At 51.2% G+C, this 17,448-nt stretch carries 16 protein-coding genes and 1 other RNA gene; 7 read left to right on the forward strand and 10 right to left on the reverse strand.

Translation table 11 applies throughout. The features are described from left to right. Positions 1–5 precede the first annotated feature (5 nt). Together TON_RS09040 and rnpB are read left to right on the forward strand one after the other, a co-directional pair. Entirely contained in the window at positions 6–1,613 is a 1,608-nt protein-coding gene (locus TON_RS09040; RefSeq protein ID WP_012572737.1) for a COG1361 family protein, read from the forward strand. A 46-nt stretch (positions 1,614–1,659) separates the two neighbouring features. Continuing rightward, an RNA gene (rnpB, locus tag TON_RS10205) (RNase P RNA component) lies at positions 1,660–1,981 on the forward strand. On the opposite strand, the gene TON_RS09045 is transcribed toward rnpB, so the two are convergent. From TON_RS09045 to priL, 3 genes are read right to left on the reverse strand one after another with little or no spacing between them, the layout of a single operon-like run. Then, positions 1,967–2,818 carry a DMT family transporter gene (locus TON_RS09045; RefSeq protein WP_012572738.1) on the reverse strand — a complete coding sequence of 284 codons (852 nt, stop codon included), beginning with the start codon at positions 2,816–2,818 and terminating at the stop codon, positions 1,967–1,969. The two genes, rnpB and TON_RS09045, sit on opposite strands and share 15 nt — an antisense overlap. Further along, positions 2,815–3,855: a DNA primase catalytic subunit PriS gene (priS, locus tag TON_RS09050; RefSeq protein WP_012572739.1), complete on the reverse strand. Its 1,041-nt coding sequence runs from the start codon at positions 3,853–3,855 to the stop codon at positions 2,815–2,817. Before priS ends, TON_RS09045 begins: the two co-directional genes overlap by 4 nt. Further along, positions 3,848–5,053 carry a DNA primase large subunit PriL gene (priL, locus tag TON_RS09055; protein ID WP_012572740.1) on the reverse strand — a complete coding sequence of 402 codons (1,206 nt, stop codon included), beginning with the start codon at positions 5,051–5,053 and terminating at the stop codon, positions 3,848–3,850. Before priL ends, priS begins: the two co-directional genes overlap by 8 nt. A gap of 313 nt (positions 5,054–5,366) precedes the next feature. Between priL and TON_RS09060 the strand changes: the two genes are divergently transcribed. From TON_RS09060 to TON_RS09070, 3 genes are all read left to right on the forward strand, one after another. Further along, complete coding sequence (locus TON_RS09060; protein ID WP_012572741.1) at positions 5,367–6,116, forward strand: ATPase domain-containing protein; 750 nt, start codon at positions 5,367–5,369, stop codon at positions 6,114–6,116. A gap of 81 nt (positions 6,117–6,197) precedes the next feature. After that, positions 6,198–7,364 (forward strand): hypothetical protein, encoded by a 1,167-nt coding sequence (locus TON_RS09065; RefSeq protein ID WP_048055115.1) that lies wholly within the window; start codon positions 6,198–6,200, stop codon positions 7,362–7,364. Next, positions 7,346–8,473, forward strand: coding sequence for a tripartite tricarboxylate transporter permease (locus TON_RS09070; RefSeq protein WP_012572743.1), 1,128 nt, complete (start codon positions 7,346–7,348; stop codon positions 8,471–8,473). Before TON_RS09065 ends, TON_RS09070 begins: the two co-directional genes overlap by 19 nt. An 11-nt stretch (positions 8,474–8,484) precedes the next feature. Here TON_RS09070 and TON_RS09075 read toward each other — a convergent pair whose 3' ends face one another. Continuing rightward, positions 8,485–8,793, reverse strand: coding sequence for a DUF5748 family protein (locus TON_RS09075; RefSeq protein WP_012572744.1), 309 nt, complete (start codon positions 8,791–8,793; stop codon positions 8,485–8,487). Between the two features lie 71 nt (positions 8,794–8,864). Between TON_RS09075 and TON_RS09080 the strand changes: the two genes are divergently transcribed. Then, complete coding sequence (locus TON_RS09080; RefSeq protein ID WP_012572745.1) at positions 8,865–10,055, forward strand: class I SAM-dependent rRNA methyltransferase; 1,191 nt, start codon at positions 8,865–8,867, stop codon at positions 10,053–10,055. Positions 10,056–10,148: 93 nt separating this feature from the next. On the opposite strand, the gene TON_RS09085 is transcribed toward TON_RS09080, so the two are convergent. Genes TON_RS09085 through TON_RS09100 form a run of 4 tightly spaced genes read right to left on the reverse strand, consistent with a single transcriptional unit; the run spans position 10,149 to position 14,463 of the window. Continuing rightward, positions 10,149–10,892, reverse strand: coding sequence for an RlmF-related methyltransferase (locus TON_RS09085; protein ID WP_012572746.1), 744 nt, complete (start codon positions 10,890–10,892; stop codon positions 10,149–10,151). Between the two features lie 36 nt (positions 10,893–10,928). After that, a complete protein-coding gene (locus TON_RS09090; RefSeq protein WP_012572747.1) occupies positions 10,929–12,197 on the reverse strand; it encodes a M20 family metallo-hydrolase in 1,269 nt (422 codons plus the stop codon). Positions 12,198–12,210: 13 nt separating this feature from the next. After that, on the reverse strand, positions 12,211–12,546 hold the full coding sequence (locus TON_RS09095) for a PqqD family protein (RefSeq protein WP_012572748.1): 336 nt from the start codon (positions 12,544–12,546) through the stop codon (positions 12,211–12,213). Between the two features lie 39 nt (positions 12,547–12,585). Next, positions 12,586–14,463 carry an OPT family oligopeptide transporter gene (locus tag TON_RS09100; RefSeq protein WP_012572749.1) on the reverse strand — a complete coding sequence of 626 codons (1,878 nt, stop codon included), beginning with the start codon at positions 14,461–14,463 and terminating at the stop codon, positions 12,586–12,588. A 365-nt stretch (positions 14,464–14,828) separates the two neighbouring features. Here TON_RS09100 and TON_RS09105 point away from each other — a divergent pair, with 365 nt between their 5' ends. Next, positions 14,829–15,644 carry an MBL fold metallo-hydrolase gene (locus TON_RS09105; protein ID WP_048055116.1) on the forward strand — a complete coding sequence of 272 codons (816 nt, stop codon included), beginning with the start codon at positions 14,829–14,831 and terminating at the stop codon, positions 15,642–15,644. A gap of 2 nt (positions 15,645–15,646) precedes the next feature. Here TON_RS09105 and glmM read toward each other — a convergent pair whose 3' ends face one another. Together glmM and TON_RS09115 are read right to left on the reverse strand one after the other, a co-directional pair. Continuing rightward, positions 15,647–17,014, reverse strand: coding sequence for a phosphoglucosamine mutase (gene glmM, locus TON_RS09110; RefSeq protein WP_012572751.1), 1,368 nt, complete (start codon positions 17,012–17,014; stop codon positions 15,647–15,649). A 29-nt stretch (positions 17,015–17,043) separates the two neighbouring features. Continuing rightward, positions 17,044–17,448 (reverse strand): UPF0146 family protein, encoded by a 405-nt coding sequence (locus TON_RS09115; protein WP_012572752.1) that lies wholly within the window; start codon positions 17,446–17,448, stop codon positions 17,044–17,046.

The following is a 17,448-nucleotide window of genomic DNA, read 5'->3' on the forward strand; positions in this document are numbered from 1 at the left end:
AACGCATGAGGAAGGCAATGGTCACGTTGATTGCCTTACTGCTGGTTATCTCAACCCTACCCGGCTCCTCCGCTCAGTTCGTGAGCTTCACGACTAACGATACAATATCCGTTCTCAGGGGAGACTACAGCACCGGGACAATTCAGCTTACCAACGTAGGTGGATTCAGCTTCAAGGTGGTCAGCTACCAGAGCTTCTGGGTTGAAGATTCGGAAGGAAACATTGTCCAGGGATTCAATCTTACAGTGAGCCCGAGGATATTCAGCGACTGGTCGCCCCAGAAGACATATTCCCTCTCTTACAACATTTCCTGCAACGGCAGCGTTGAGGGGGGAACTTACACCCTCTACCTCAAGTTCTGGGCATTCACTGCCGGTGGCTCCATGTACATAGTCCACGCCAAGGTTCCCCTCAACGTTATATCTGAACCGCTCCGTTTTGAAGTAGCTGAGGCCTACGTCAAGGAAAGACCCGGCTCCCCATACATCCTGAACGGTGAAAACCTTGTTGTTTTTTCCCACGTTATCAACATTGGTCACTCTGCAGTTACGATTAATGCCTCCGTTTCGTTCACCGGAAACGGGATAGTCTACTTCTTCGAAAATAGAACGCTGGAGATGGCCCCGGGCGATAACCTCGTCAAGTTTGAAATCCCTGTGGGCTATGAAGTCCCAGAGGGCATCTACCGGCTTGAGTACTCCATTCAATACGATGGTGATAGTTACAGGTATTCCCGGGAGTTCCAGGTTAAGTTTGGAGTTAGGCTCGTTGGCCTTTCCCTCCAGGCGGATGAAGTAAAGCTCGGGGAGGAGAACAGAGCTTACCTCACCGTTCTTTCGGAAAGGGCGATAGGCGTGAATCTAACAGTGGAGACGTATCGGGATGAGACCCCCATATTGAAGGTGACAACTCCGGTAACCATTCAGGGAGGCACGGATGTTCTGGACGTACCTCTCCTCACGAACGTTTCGGGCTCCATAACTGCCTTCATAAAGCTGACCTTCAACGGCAGATTAATCGGCGAGGGCAACGTTTCTTATACAGTCCTAGCTCCGGCAGTGATCAGAAACGTAACCTATGAGCGCCTCTCGGATGAGGAAGTACTGTTCAAGGTCACGGTTCTCAATCCCGGTGAGGATGGTGTTGACGTTATCCTCACGTACAGGATAACAAGTGGGGGTAAGGTTCTCTACAAGGATTCTCTGCAGGAAACACTTAAGGCTGGTGTTAATGAAATAGCCCTCAAGTTCAAGCTCCCCCTTGGGGAGGTTGTTGAATACGAGTTTACGCTCGTTTCAATGGATGAAACCAGCACCTCAAAGGGTGAGCTCTACCTCCAGCCGCCGGCTCCCCCAACCACGACCACAGCAACGACAACTAGTCCGTCGAACACCACGACGACCTCTGGGGGCAACGGTTCCTCAATCTGGTGGATAGTTCTCGTTATAATGGTCTTCCTGCTCTTCATAGCAGGTGCTTTCTACTACATGAGAGCTGGAGAAAAATCCAAGAAGCGTGTCAGGCCTAAACCCAAGAGGCGCTCGCCCCTTGGAAGGTTCAGAAGGCCAAAGGAGCCGAGATTCCCGGAAAACAGGGAGCTTCCGAAGAAGTGATCTGGGTGTACCAAACCTTTTTATCCCTTTTTCATAACTCTTCTTGGCGAGGGGGTCGGGGGCTCTCGGGGCACTCCCGAGGAAGTTCCGCCCACCGCACCGGGGCCGCGGTGCCGTAAGGCACCTCCCGAGAGGGAGGGCAACGGCGCAGAAACGACACGTCCTGGCAGGGATGGGGATGAAAGCGGCGAAGGGGCCGGCGACGGCTCCCGAGCTAACCCGCAGACGACCTGTCAGGGAGCGGTGAAACGGCCGTCCCGCGGGGTGCAAGGCCGAAGAAGGGACGATGAATTCCCGGTGGGAGTCCCGTGGTAGGCCGCTCAGTCGAATGCCCCCTTGACACAGAAGGCGGGCTACGACCCCCTCGCCCAAACGTCTAGCATCGATGCCAGAAGAATCAGCGCACCGCCTATGACTGTTCTGAGCTCTGGAACTTCACCGAAAATTAGGAACGCGTAAACCACGGCGCTCATAGGGTCTAGATAGCTCAATATGGCCACTTCGTTGACCTCAACATCTTTCAGGCCATCCATGTATAAGAAGAGCGCGAGGGCAGTATGAATGACGACAAGAATTATGATAGCCCACCAGACCGGGTCTCCAATGCCTGAAACTACCATAAACGGCGCAAGAACCAGTGATGCTATCGCCAGCTGGAGGAAAGTTAGAACCGAGCCCTCAACATCCCTCAGGAACCTTCCGAGATTCGGGATGAGGGCATAGAAAAACGCTGCCGTTAGTGCGAAGATTACTCCCAGAAAGTCTCTGTCGTTGAAGTTTAGCTTTTCCCCGCTCATTATGAGGAGCAAGCCGAGGAAGGCCAAACCTATGAGGGCCCACCTTTTTGGGGTTAACCTCTCTCCTAGGAAGCGCCATGATATTATGGTGGCGATGACCGGAGCGAGGTAGTAAACGAGCACGGCCTTCGCTATCGTGGTGTAGTTGAAGGCTGTGAAGAGAAATACCCAGTTGAGGGCCAAGGCAACTCCGAGTGCGATGAGGGGCTTCGTCTTCTCTTTCAGGGATCTCTTGACTTCTCTGAGCCATGCCATCTTCCCGGTTCCGAAGGTTAGAAAGAGTAGCAGCGCGCCTAATGAGACCCTGAAGAAGGCTACCCCTAGTCCTGAGAGGTTGGAAAAACGCGCGAAGATGCCCACGCTTCCCCATATGAGCATTGAGACAATTATTTTCAGTCTTCCGTTCACAGCTCATCCCCGTGAAGCTCGAGCCACTCTTCGTAGGCCTCTTTGACTTCTTCCTCCCTGAACTTTGGAACCGCATCGCGGAAGGGATTGAACTTCTCGAGCTTTCTCTCGTCTGAGCCGATGTATGTCGCTACCAGTCCAACTTTTGAGTGCAGGCTGGATGGAACGCGGAGGATTCTCTTGACGTCAACCGTGACTCTCCCGTCAAAGTAGGCCTTTGAGAAAGTGCTGGAGAGGGCGAACAGCCTCGCCAGTGTTTTATATCCTATCCCCTGTGGAAAGGCCGTTAAAAGACCCTTTCTGACGAAGCCCTCGTATATCTCATCGCGGCTCTCGAGTATCTTCTTCACCTGCCCTTTTCTCAGCCCGATGTTAAGCAGGTGATTCTCGTTGGCGCGGGCGATGAAGTAGCCGAAGCGAAGGCGAAAGACCCTGAAGTAGCCCGAGGAGAGCATTATCTTCCTGCTCTGGATGTCTTCGAAAGTTACCTCTTCGGCCGCCGAAATATAGGCTAAAATCTTCTCTCTTGATTTCGAGTCAAGCTGGATGGCCCAGTCATCGAGAACTCTTATGTGATAACCCCTCCCGGAATAGACCACGTGAACATCCTCAAAACCGAAGTCCTCCTTTAAAATCACCAGGGTGTCTCTTGCGAGCTCCTTCGCGTCACCCAGACAAATTGGACACACCTTTCCGTGCTCGTGAATGTGTCCGCACCTTCTCAGGGGCAAGTCCTTGGCGTCTATGTCGAACACCAGCTCCGCACCGAGCCAGCCGCTCATCCCTTTTGGATCCTCGTACAGTGCAACGCTCGAGTAAATCGCATAGGGGGCCGTGGCCTTGATGTAGTCCTCCAGATCTCTGACGTCCATGAAGACGTTTTTCCTATCGCTTGGCCCTTCCCCTGTGTGGTCAAAGCCGAACTCCCTGTTTTCCAGCTTCTCAACTAGGAACCTTGGTAGCTTCTTTGCGTTCCATTCGGCTTTGTAGTAGAGGACTCTCTCTTCTTTGGTGACCTCCCTAAATAGCTCAGCCACTTCCACCACCCTCTTCGCGCTCCCCTTTCTTTCTGTTCTCCAGGTAGAGCCGTCTCAGGTAGTACGTCAGTGGGTTCTTGATGTTCCTGCAGTGTCTGTCGGGCTTGCAGAGCTGGGGAGCATTGGCCCTTATTTTGGAGCAGTTGGGAGGGAAGTACCATGTAGAGTTCCCGCTGTCCTCGAGCGTTGGTTTGTCTGTTAAGCCGAAGCCGAGGTGGTACCAGATGTTTTTGATCTCGTGAGGCTGATCTTCGAATAGCGGTGGGCTGCACCTGTTTCCTGCCTCTATGATAATGGGAAATATCTCCTTCTCGATTACGCTTAAATCCTGAACGCAGTCCCTGACCCTGACGTCTCTCCGCGGTGGGTTGGGGCAGAGCCTCGCATAGCTCAGGAAGCTCGTCAGGAGGACGGTTATCGCGTAGTTCCTCAAACCAGCGGGGACGCCGCCAAGGGCGATTTTAACGCATGGGGGGAACAGCTCAAAGCGAAGCGGTTGGGCCTCTGCAGAACCCATCCTCTCGAGTCTTTCCTTAAAGTACTCCCTGGCTATCTCGCTCAGCTTCTCATAGAGCTGGAGGTAGTAGGTGGACAGCTCGTCTCTTATCTCGTAGAGCAGATTTACCGCTTTTTCGAAGTTCTTCTCAAAGGCCTCCTCCCACAGCTTCAGCGCCTGTTCCCCTGTCAGGTAAGCGTGGCCTTTTCTGATGTAGACTTCTTTGAGGCTCCCGTCCCAAAGCTCGAGGAACTTTTTGAGCCCGGTCTTGTATCTCAGTCTCAGCTTTTCTCTCTCGCTTGGAGGAAGTTCGGTGTGGTGGGTTCTTTCGAGTATTGTTCTGTCCCTATTGGGAATCTCATCCCTTTCAACAATCTTCAAAGGTATTGCCGTTCCTTCTATTTTGCTGGCTCTCCTTATCCGCTCGGAGTATATCTTAATATTGGCCTCTCTCACGAGCTCCATCTCGATTCCGTACGGCGAAAAGGCAAGAGCACCAAGAAGGGCATAGAATGTCAGTAAATCCTGGATGTCGCTTAGCTCAAGGATGTCTTCTGGAATCTCCCCGGATTTTATCCACGAGACCCTCTCCAGTGCATGCTCTATTCCAATGTATGAAGGAATTATTGAAAGCAATTCGTTTATTCCACCGAATTCTTCCTTGACAAGCCTCTTGGCTTCGCTTCCAAAGGGATCCAGCATGACCTCACCTCTCATCAATGGGTGTTGGTTAGAACATAAAACGGTTTCCTTTCCCAAGAAAGTTTTGTCTGCTGACAAGAACATTGCATGTTTGCAATTAGATTTACTAATTCAAACTCTGTGAAGCATGCCCATGTCTTTATTACAGCCTTTGCAGCAGAGAAAGCTACAAACCTCAAAACACTTCTCGATTTTTCACCGTTTTGGGTGAAGTGGCTACTTGCATCCCAAAAGTTTTATATCTATTCGACTCTACATGTTATATTAGAAATTAAAAACATGAGTTCGTAAAGAACTCTTAAAGGTGATTTGAATGGTCACGAAATACACCATCAAAAGAGTGAAAAGCGGGATTCCTGGTTTTGATGATTTAATTGAGGGGGGATTTCCTGTTGGAACTACCGTTCTAGTTACCGGTCCGACTGGAAGCGGTAAGACAACCTTTGGCGTTCAGTTCGTCTATAAAGGTGCTGAGTTGTACAACGAGCCAGGGGTCATAGTTACCCTTGAGGAGAGAGCACAGGATCTCAGGAGGGAAATGAGAGCTTTTGGGTGGGATCTCGAGAGGTATGAACGGGAGAGAAAGATAGCTATAGTTGATGGCGTCAGTGCCGTCGTAGGGCTTCCTTCGGAGGAGCAGTACGTTCTTGAAGGCAACCTCAACGCTGAGGACTTTCTCCGCTACATCTACCGCGTGGTTAAGTCCATAAACGCGAAGAGGCTCGTCATTGACTCTATCCCGTCGATAGCCTTCAGGCTCAAAGAGGAGTCCAGAATAAGGGAGGTTCTCCTGCAGCTCAACACAATACTCCTGGAGATGGGCGTTACTTCGATCTTAACCACTGAAGCTCCCGATCCAAGCAGGGGCAGGATAAGCAGGTACGGTATGGAGGAGTACATTGCGAGGGGAGTTATCCTTCTCGACTTCGTTGAGAAGGAGGTCGAGCTCAAGCGCTACCTCCTGATCAGAAAGATGCGTGAAACCAAGCACTCTATGAAGAAGTATCCATTTGAAATAAACGAGGAAGGTATCGTTGTTTACCCGAGCGGTGAGGTTTACTAACCTCCTACTCTTTTCTGTATCCCTCTGCATCGTTGCAGGTTTTGGGATAAATTTTTTAAACCTCAGTTATTACTAAAAATCATGGTGAGAAACAAAATATTAGTGGTTGTTTTAATAATTGGATCAATCGTAGTTCTCGGTACCATGGCCCTACTTGGCGAGAGCACTCGGGAGTTCCAGGAGTTCACCGGATTGTGTGTCTACTCTTCGGGCTCCTTTTCCGTGTTGAGCGATGGGGAAACAGTTGTGGGAGTGTATACAGCTCTTGAGGAGGGTAAAGTTTACCGGATAAGGGGAAGGTTATTCAATTCCACTTCTGGGTTAAGAATGCGTCTGGGAAGAGTAGAGTCCGCAGAGCCATCTTTCCATCTTGATGTAATTGAAGGGGCATACTGGCCATCAGACGGTCATTACCTGCTGGCTCCAGGCAAAATAAAACTGGGAATCCCAATTGATGTAAGAAAAGGTGAATTAGTTAGGGTTGAGGGCATCTGGTACGGGAAGAAGTTCTACCCTGTGAGGTACGAGACCCTTGGATTCTCAGAGAAGCCTGAGGATCGTATGCCTTGGAGCGTTGAGGGAATCATTATCTACGCCGGCTCAAAAACAGTACTCTGGAACGGTAGTGAGGAAATAGTACTGTATCTCCCCTATAGAACGAAACTCGAGCTTGGCAAGAGGGTTCGCGTTGTTGGGATAGTGCGGTTTTACTCGAAGCTCTCCCTTATTGTAGATTCTCGGGAGGACATACAAGTTATTGGAGATGCAGGACGCAGGGACGTTTCACATGCTGAGATTGGTGAAGTGGCGGTTGGAAGTTGCACTGTCATTGGGAGTGGGAGCTCTCTCAAGCTGAACTGTACTGATTTGAGGCTCTACGGCTTCTCTGCCCGGGTAGGAGATAGGGTTTACCTCGAGGCCATCAGGAGGAAATCCTCCCTCTACTGCATGAATTGCAAGATTGTTACGCCAAGGGAGGAGCTTCCCAATGAAATCTGCTCGTTTGAGGTGGGGGAATTCGCAAAAGTGAGCGGCTGGGTCGAATGGGTTAAAGTATACAAAAACGGCTTTGGGCTTGCGAACATTACTAATGGAAACTGCTGGGTTCTCCTAAAGCTCAGGAAATCCCTTGAAGTCTCACTGGAGGAGAATCAGACGGTCACGGCCTATGGGATCTTCACGACCTACCGCGGCATGCCGGCCTTTGAAATAGCCTCGGGTGATGACCTTTGCTCCGGGAGATGCTAGCCGGGATCCTCGGCGGAACGCTGAGCGGTATCTCCCCCGGAATCCACGTGAATACGCTGGCTGCTTTTCTCTCAAGTGTGGGAGTAGACGGTAACCTGCTCCTCTTTTCCATGGGATTGACCCACACTTTTCTTGACGTCATTCCATCGGCATTCTTCGGCGTTCCAGATGAGGGAACTTCCCTCAGTGTTCTTCCTGCACATAGACTCGTTCTCGAGGGCAGAGCGATGGAAGTAGTTAGGATAGCTCTCTGGGCCAGTTTTCTTTCCGTACTAATGGCTGCTCCCCTGATGACCCTGTATCTCTTTCTGGCTCCTCTATACCGCCCAGATTTTGGCAGGCTCCTCGTTCTGCTCCTTGCTTTGACCCTGATACTCACGGAACGCGGCTGGAGAAAGCTCTTCGCACTCTTTGTCTTTCTCCTTTCGGGAATCTTGGGTATCTTTGCCTTTAGGCTCTCACTCAGCCAGCCTTACTACCACCTCTTCGCGGGTCTCTTTGGCCTTCCTGTGCTTATTGTGGCGCTTGGCTCAAAGAATCCTCGCCTGAACCCTGGAGATGGGGGCATTAAAATGAGCATAAAAAGCTTCATCGGCTTTTCCTTCCTTGGGACACTTCTCGGCATGGTTGCTTCACTCGTTCCAGCTTTCACGGCCTCTCAAGCGGCCTTGCTGGGCTCTTTCTTTTCACAGGATGAGCGCTCTTTCCTTACAATCGTTTTCTCCGTCAACACTGCAAACTTCCTTTTCTCCTTTGCGAATTTCTTGGCAACGGGCAGGATAAGAAACGGCATCGTCGCCCTGATGACGCCCATTGGAGAAGAAGCCCTTCGATTTTATCTTCTTGCAGCCTTTTTTGTCTCGATGGTAGTTCTGGCCTATGGAGAGGCCCTTGCGGATATTATTTTGAGTATCGTCTCTCAAATGCCCTACAGGACACTCAACATAGCTGTGGTTCTCTTTCTCCTTGTCCTTTCCTACTTTTTTGACGGCTTTTTTGGTCTCCTTGTCTTAACTGGGGCGACCCTAATCGGTCTTCTAGCCGTAAACCTTGGCGTCAAGAGAACGAGTTGCATGGGAGTGCTGATGCTTTCGATAATAATCGAATAAGAAGAGAAGGATCAGATGAACTTCTCTTTTAGAATCTTCTGAAGTTCCACATAGTCTGTGACTATCCTCTTGCCGTCAAGGGTAGTAAAGTAGGCTTTTTTGATTTTAACGGTCTTAGCGCTGACGTACTTCTTCTCGGGCGGATTGTACGAACCGGGCTCTACGACCTCATACTCTATAACGTACGTCTCGAGGTCAGGCTCTCCCATATATTTCCAGACTTCGTAGAAAATTTTGGGATCGAGGTGGATTTCGCCATCTATCTCTGTCCAATCCGCCCCGATTTCTTCCAGAAACTCTTTCACCACATCGAAGTTCATAGAACCACCATTAAATATTAAGGACGCTAAGGGTTATATACCTATCGCCGAACTTCCCACGGTGGTGAGGGATGGCGAAGGTTTACGTTGACGCTCAGGCCGCGAGAGCTATAGGTAAAGGCGCGATGATAGTCTTTAAAAAGGGCGTGATCCGCGTTGAGGGCGAGGTTAAGCCGGGAGACATCGTTGAGGTTTACACGCGCGGAAAGAAATTCCTTGGGAAGGGCTTCGTTAATCCCAACTCAAATATCATGGTTCGCCTCGTCACGAAGGACAAAGATACTGAGATAAACAAGGAACTCTTTCGGGAGAGAATCAAAAAGGCCAATGAGTACAGGAAGAAGGTTCTCGGCTACGATAAGGCCTACAGAATGGTCTATGGTGAGGCTGACTACCTGCCGGGTCTCATCGTGGACCGTTTCAATGAGATAGCCTCTCTCCAGATTTCAAGTGTTGGAATGGAGCGCTTCAAGCTTGATCTGGCCGAGGCTATAATGGAAGCCGAGCCCGAAATTGAGACCGTCTTCGAAAAGAACACCGGTCGCTCGCGCAGGAGGGAAGGCCTGCCCGAGATAGAGCGCGTCCTCCTTGGCAAGGAGAAGTATCGCACGATAATAGAGGAAGGAAGGGCAAAGTTTATCGTGGACATGCGCGGACAGAAGACAGGCTTCTTCCTCGACCAGAGGGAGAACAGGATAGCTCTGGAAAAGTATGTCAAGCCTGGGATGAAGGTTCTGGATGTGTTTACTTATACTGGCGGCTTCGCTATCCATGCGGCCGTCGCCGGTGCCGAAAAAGTAGTTGCCGTTGACAAGTCACCGAGGGCCATCGAGATGGCCAAAGAAAATGCAAAGCTCAACGGCGTTGCGGACAGGATGGAGTTCATAGTTGGCTCTGCCTTTCCTGTCATGGAGGAAATGATAAAGCGCGGTGAGAAGTTCGACATAGTGATCCTCGATCCACCCGCCTTCGTCCAGCATGAAAAGGACCTAAAGCGCGGTCTCAGGGCTTACTTCAACGTGAACTACGCAGGTCTACAGCTCGTCAAGGAAGGTGGAATACTCGTTACTGCCTCGTGCTCCCAGCATGTGGACATGCAGACCTTCAAAGATATGGTCATAGCCGCGGCAGCAAAGGCTGGCAAATTCCTCAGAATGCTCGAACCTTACAGAACTCAGGCGCCAGACCATCCGATACTTATGGCCTCCAAAGATACGGAATACCTCAAGGCGCTCTTCCTCTATGTGGAGGACATGAAGTGAAACTCCGCCCAGCGGAGCATCGAGGGACGATGAGGAGAAAGCACCTCCTCTGATTCCGGCGTGAGTGATGAGACGCCCACGGGCCCGAGTCCCTCAGAGCGTTAAAATCAGACTGTGCCTCCAGCGTGTTCCGGCTTTGAATCTCACATCTCTGGTTTTATAACCTAGCTCTTCCCCCTTCTCCGTTATTGCCTCGATAAGTGGCTTTTTATCTGGCAGGAAGAGGGCGACCTTTCCGCGGGAGATGAGGTAATCGCGCGCCTCTTCTATAAGCCTCACTGAGAAGCCCTCTCCATATTTCCCTCCACCGACGCCTTCTCTCTCCGTCAGAACTCCCCTCGTAGGCCTATCGTAGTAGGGTGGGGCAGAGAAGATAACGTCGAACTTTTCCCCTTCTGGGATTACACCCAGGATTATCCCGCCGTCGCTTTTGATTAGCCTGACTCTGGCATTGTTCCTCCCGATGTTAGCCTTGGCGTAGGTGAAAAACTCCTCATCAATCTCAGTTGCAGTAACGTCGCAGTTGAAAAGCTTCGCCGCCATGAGCGCCATCATAGCAGTATGCCCGGTTCCTATCTCCAGAACTCTCTCGCCGCCGCGGAGGAAGGTTTTCAGAAAGATGTATCGTGAAATGGGGGTGGTAACAAGTCCGCGCGGGTGGTATTCTATGTCGAGACCGAAAACGGCCTTCGCGATAGCCCGGTTGTAGAGTATCCTTGCCTCCCTGTTCGAGAAGTCCAGCCTGCCTTTCTTGTCGAGGTATTTTCCGAGCTCCGGGAATATCTTAACGGCCTCGCTGATCGGAAGACCGAGCTTTCCGTCCTTCCAAGTGGGCATAGAGAAAAGTAAGCGTGGAAAAGAAAAGAGTTTCGCTCAGAGCAGCGCCAAGGCTGCCATAACCTTGGCGTCTTCAACCATGTTGTCTATCTTCGCGTACTCGTTGGGCTGGTGGGCCATCTCATCAAGTGTTGCCCACACAACTGCTGGAATGCCGAGCTTTCTGAAGTAGGCTGCGAAGGTTCCACCACCGATTCCACCGACCTTTGCCTCCTTCCCGCGGAACTCCTTAAGGGCCGCCTGGAGGAGCTTTACTATCTCGCTGTTCGGGTCGGTTGGCTCTGGAGCATCGAGGCGCTGGATGACCTCTACCTTTATCTCTGGGAGAACTTCCCCGTCAATTTCCTTCCTGTATTTTGCCTTTACTTCTTCCGCGAGCTTCTCTGCATCGCTCAGTATCTCATCCGGGCTGTACTTCGGCAGAATTCTGCAGTCGAAGACTATCTCGTGTTCTCCTGGTGCGATGTTCGGTGAATCGGCCGGACCGTTCACCATCGTCGGCTCGAAGGTGCTCTCCGGTGGATCAAAGAGCTCATCCTTCTCGAAATACTTCTCGTGGAGGAGCTTATCCAGGTGATAGGCGTAATCAAGGGCAACGCGGTGGGCGTTCAACCCCTTATCGGGCATGCTCGCGTGAACCTGCTTGCCCCTGACCTTAACCCTGAACCAGAGGATGCTCTTCTCTGCAACCTCGATGAAGGTTCCATCCTCATTTCCGCCGTCCGGGACGAGAACGAGGTCATCCTTCCTGAAAAGCTCTGGGTGCTCCTTCATAAGCCACTCGATGCCGTACTTGCTTCCGGTCTCCTCATCGCTGACAAAGGCTAGGATTATCGTTCTCTTCGGCCTTATTCCGAGGTTCATCATGGCCCTAACTGCATAGAGTGAAGCGACCAGGCTCTGTCCGTTGTCCTCGCTTCCCCTGCCGTAGACTTTTCCGTCCCTGACGAGTGGTTTAAACGGTTCGGTTATTGTCCACTTGCTCAGGTCTCCCGGTGGGACGACATCAATGTGTGTTAGAATCCAGAGCCTTGGTGAGTCCTCTCCTTTCTCGCCGTAATAATAGGCGAGAATGTTCGGCCTCACGCCGTTCTTGGCCCTCTCATCAGGGGCGTTGTAGACCTCAACCTTATCGAAGGGCCAGTCCTTGATTATCTCGAGAAGCTTTTGGGCCTTATCGTATTCGCCCTCGTAGCCGTAGTTCGGGCTTATTGCCGGGATTTTGATGAGCTCCACCAGGGTTTTCACCATATCGTCACGTAGGTTTTCAATCTCCTGAGTGACTTTTTTGAGGGCTTCACTCATGGGGTATCACCACCTACTCTAACTCACCGACTCTTTTAAACCCAACCAGGTTCCTTTTGTGAAGTTCAAAAAGAAACGTTATCAGACGTTCGTAAAGTGGCTCTACTTCATCTCCAAACCTTCTTTTAAGCAGCTTTCCAATCTCTTCGACCGTTCTCCTACCGTCACATAACTCCCAGATGAAGGCCCCAGCTTCGTCGAGTTCTATTCGCCTGTAGTCCCCGTGGAGTTTTCTTGCCAGAAAATCGAGGGGCGAATCCATCGGGATTAAAAGGTAGTATTTTCCTTCGATTTTTCTCAGTTCGATGTTTTCATTGCGCTCTGGGATTAGGTGTAGATATTCTTCCATTCATAAACCTCCCTAAGGGTTAAAAAAGAGGGAAGAAAATCACTCCTTCTTTCCGGTCATGTAGAGCCATGCCAATATGCCGAGGAGGAACACTATTCCGAGGATGTTGCTGCTGAAGCCTATGGACGGGGCAACGTCCGCCACTATGAGAGCGGCGAAGATTATTCCCATTATTGCCTCTCCGGCAATGAGTCCTGCTGCTCCGAGCACTCCCGGGTCGGTTGGGCTCCCCTCGTCGCTGCCCCTGGCCTTTGAGACAATGTGCCTGGTGATTCCACCGATAAGGATTGGCACGCCAAGGCTAAGCGGCAGATAGATGCCGACGGCGACGGGCATGACTGGAGTCCTGAACTTGGAGCCCTTCATTGCGAGTATTTCGTCGAGGATTATGAGTACAATGGCTATACCAGCGCCGATGTAGACCATGGTCCACTCAAGGGTTCCGGTGAAGACACCCTCGGTGACCTTGGCCATAAGGAATGCCTGTGGAGCGGGGAGGGCATTTTCCTTGGCTGTTGGGGTTCCCGCTATTCCGTAAGCCTGGATCAGGAGGTTGAGCACCGGCGCCATGACAAGGGCCGCGAAGAACGTACCGATTATCTCGAATACCTGCTGCCTCTTGGGGGTTGCACCAACGATGTAACCCGTGGCGAGGTCCTGCATGGTGTCACCGGCTATTGCTGCGGCGGTACATATGACGGCCGCGACGAGTATGGTTGCGGCCATGCCCTCCATACCGCTGAGACCAAATGCCTTGAGGACAAAGGCCGTGAAGAGCAGGCTCATGATGGTGATTCCCGAAACCGGGTTGTTGGATGAACCGACAACACCCGCCAGGTAGCCGGCGATGGAACTTCCGAGGAATCCAACGATGAGCAGTATTATTGCCATAACCGCCGCTATTCCTATCGAGCCGATGATGTGGAAGTACAGCAGGAACAGTGGGATGACGAAGGCTGTTATGAGCATCATGACGTAGTTGAGCGGCAGGTCCTCTTCGGTTCTGAGTATTGCCTCTCCAGACTGCTTCCTCTTTGCGACCTCAAGGCCAGCCTTGATGCCCCTCATTATCGGGTTCCTAAGCTTTATGAGGCTCCAGAGACCACCGACGACCATCGCTCCAACTCCCATGTATCTGATCTTGGTGCTCCAGAGGGTCCAGGCGAGGTCAATGGCACTGAGGCCGTCTGGATTGCCAGTTTTAGCGGCATATATTGGAATGGCTATGAACCACGCGATTGCACCACCGAGGAACACGAGGAATGCAATATTCAGGCCAACGATATAGCCGACACTGATGAGGGCTGCAGAGAGATCACTTCCAATGTAGAGAACCCTTGAACCCACCATTTTAGCAGTCTCAACGGTTCCTGACCACAGGCCTGCACTTCCGAAGAGCTTGTAGAGTCCACCGAAGATACCACCATAGAATATCGGCTTGGCGCGGCTTCCGCCCCTATCTCCCGCTATGAGGACCTCAGCACAGGCGGTACCCTCTGGATACGGGAGCTTTTCTTCGACTATAAAAGCTCTCCTCAGAACCACTGTGAAAAGGGCACCGAGGGAACCACCGAGGGCTGCTATGAGTGTCACTATGTAGTATGGGAACTCGGTGTAATAACCGAGAACCACTAGGGCGGGCAGAGTGAATATTATGCCCGCCGCCAGGGACTCTCCGGCTGATGCTGCAGTCTGAACCATGTTGTTCTCCAAAATGTTTCTGTCCTTAAACGCGAAGAGAATTGCTATCGATATAACAGCTGCCGGAATGCTGGCGCTAACGGTCATTCCTGCGTACATGCCGAGGTAGGCGTTTGCTGCACCCATTATAATTGCCAGAACAACACCCAAAACAAAAGCCTTGATGGTATATTCTGGCAGCGATTTCTCGGGTGGGATGTACGGGGTTGGTCCCATATTTGCACCTCCAGAATGTGTGTGCATATTAATTACGTTGGTTTTATGTTAAAAGTATTTTCCCTGATTTTGGATTTACATCAAACCATCTAATATTGTCTAAATATTATAACATTATGTTATGCCAATGTCTGCACGTATTCGAACAATTTTGATAATAATTATGCATTGATGTTATGAAGTTGGATGTTCTCTTCAATGAATTGTTCCACTGACCATAAAATGTCATGATGTTGCAGTAATGCCCCACAAGTCCCCTGAATTAGCTTGATCATAACCTAGTGTGGCTGGCTGGGGATAGGCAATGTCTTATATACCCCCATGGCGATACCCATATGTCTGCAAAAGAACGCGGGGGTGGAGATTTGATAGAGATAACTTTCCTCGGCAGTGGCGGCGGCAGATTCATAACCATAACACAGTTTCGCTCCACGGGAGGCTTCCACATCAGGGCCAGCAGGAACATCTACGTTGACCCTGGGCCGGGGGCTCTTGTTCGTTCGTGGCGCTACAAGCTCGATCCCAGGAAGCTCGATGCTGTCTTCGTTTCACATAGGCACGTTGATCACTGCAACGACACCGAAGTCATGATTGAAGCCATGACAGGAGGGGCGCTGAAGAAAAGGGGCATGCTTATAGCCTCGAAAAGCGTTGTCTACGGCGACGAGACGCACACCCCAGCGGTCAGCAAATATCACATGGACGTCCTTGAGAGCATACATACCCCTGAACCTGGCAACAAAATCTCGGTAGGGGAGGAGGAGCTCATAATAACCCCTACGAGACACTCAGATCCGACAACCATAGGCTTTCGAATGAGAACCAGATATGGTGACATCTCGTATATACCGGATACCGCGTACTTCGATGAGCTCATTGAGTGGCATGAGGGTTCGAGGCTCATTATAGCTGCCGTAACCCGGCCGAGGGATATGGGGATTCCCTACCACCTGAGCACCGATGATGTCGTTACGATGCTTAAGAAGATGGAGGGAAAACCCGAGGTCTTCATAATGAGCCACATCGGAATGAAGATGCACTTCGCCAACCCGTACAAGGAGGCAAAATACATAGAGACGGTAACGGGCGTGAAGACCTATGTCGCCAAAGAGGGCTTCAAAGTAATGGTGGATAAAAACGAAATAGCGGTGCGGACGCTCAGACCTGCTAGATTCGTTTAGCTTCACTCTTTCTTTTTCATTGCCTCTTCCACTGCCCTTCTGACAGTGTTGTAAGCCAGCTCGAAGAGTTCGTCGCGCTTCTTTTCCGTCGGGCCTTCCACGACTACTCTTATCTTCGGTTCAGTTCCGCTCGGTCTTACGAGAACCCAAGAGCCATCTTTGAGGTTAAAGCGGAAGCCAGAGATGGTTAGTATTTCCTTTATCTCGCTCCTGAGCTTTTCCTCAAGAACGTGCCTTGCGACTTCGAGGACGGTCTTTTTGTACCTGTCCGGACACTTCACGTTCTTCTTGGTGAGGTAGTAGGTGGGTATCTCCTCGCGGATTATTTCGGATAGGGGTTTTCCGCGTTCGTCGATGAGCTTGATGAGCAGGCCCATCGTGACGAAGCTGTCTATCCATAGGCCGAATCTTGGGTGGATGAACTTCCACGGCTCGGCGGCAAAAATCGCGTTGTACTTCTTTATGCCGTCGTGCGGCTGACCGAGGGGAACGCGGTAGACCCTTCCACCACCGTTTTCGACGACTTCATCGATACGCGAGCCGGTGTTTATCGATGTAACGATGACTCCGCCCCCGTGCTCCTCGACATAGAGCTTAGCGAAGAGCGCTATCAGTGTGTCTTCGTCGATGTAGTTGCCTTTTTCATCGAAGACCGCTATTCTGTCGGCGTCGCCGTCCTGGGCTATAGCTAAGTCAACACCAAGCTCCCTCACAAGATTTCCGAGGTATGCTATGTTATCGTACCTCGGCTCGGGCTTTCTGCCCGGGAAGTGGCCGTCAATGTGGGCGTTGATGCTTATCACTTTCGCCCCCATCTCGCGAAGCAGATAGGGAGCAACGACGCTTCCGGCGCCGTTCGCACCGTCGTAGAGGACTTTCAGACTAGTCTCATGGTCGACGAAGTCCAAGACTGTGCCGATGTACTCGTCGACGATGTCCCTCTGACGAACCTTCCTTATCCCGTCCCAGTCCACTTTCTTATACTCCCCCGAGAAGATTATCCTTTCCAGCTCTGCCTCTTGCTCGAGGTAGAACTCGGTTCCGTCACCGTTGAAGACCTTTATTCCGTTGTCCGTGGGCGGGTTGTGGCTGGCTGTTATCATGACTCCAGCGTCGCCATAGCGGTTGGTGCCCCATGCCAATGTTGGCGTTGGTATCAGCCCAAACTGGATTACCTCCATGCCTGAACTTAAAAGTCCAGAAACGAGCGCGTTCTCGAGCATTATGCTTGAAGTCCTTCCGTCTCTTGCGACGGCCACTTTTCCCTTCCTGATGTACGTTCCGAGGGCTCTCCCAACGTTCAGCGCTAGGTCTGGTGTGACCTTTTCCCATAAAGTGCCTCTAATTCCAGCCGTTCCGAAGAGCTTCATAACACCACCATGACTACTTGGGAGCGACTTTAAATAGTTTTAGCCATGTATATGGCCAATCCCTTGTGGTTGATAAGCTTCAGGTTACCGGGCATTGTGTCACCACTGAGGGGAAGGATGTAAACTGGGAGTCCAAGCTTCTTCCCGAGCTCGAGAATCGGCTGGACTATTTCGGGCGTTGGTCTTACGGAGTACAAGGCTTTGGCATCCCTGTACAGTTCCGGCCTTGGGTTGAAGATGTCATCCCTGATAGCGTTTATCCCAAGCTCCCTTGCTTTTTCAACGGAGGCTGGATTCCAGTCAATTGCAAGAACATCGTAGCCCATCTCTTTCAGCTTTAAGGCCACTTTGAACTGGAAACCTATACCGAGTTCGACTATTTTCCCTCTCGGAACCCTTCCCGCCAAGAAATCTGCGAAGTCTTCAATTGGCAT

Origin of the sequence: Thermococcus onnurineus NA1 (assembly GCF_000018365.1) — an archaeon.
GTDB classification, from domain to species: domain Archaea; phylum Methanobacteriota_B; class Thermococci; order Thermococcales; family Thermococcaceae; genus Thermococcus; species Thermococcus onnurineus.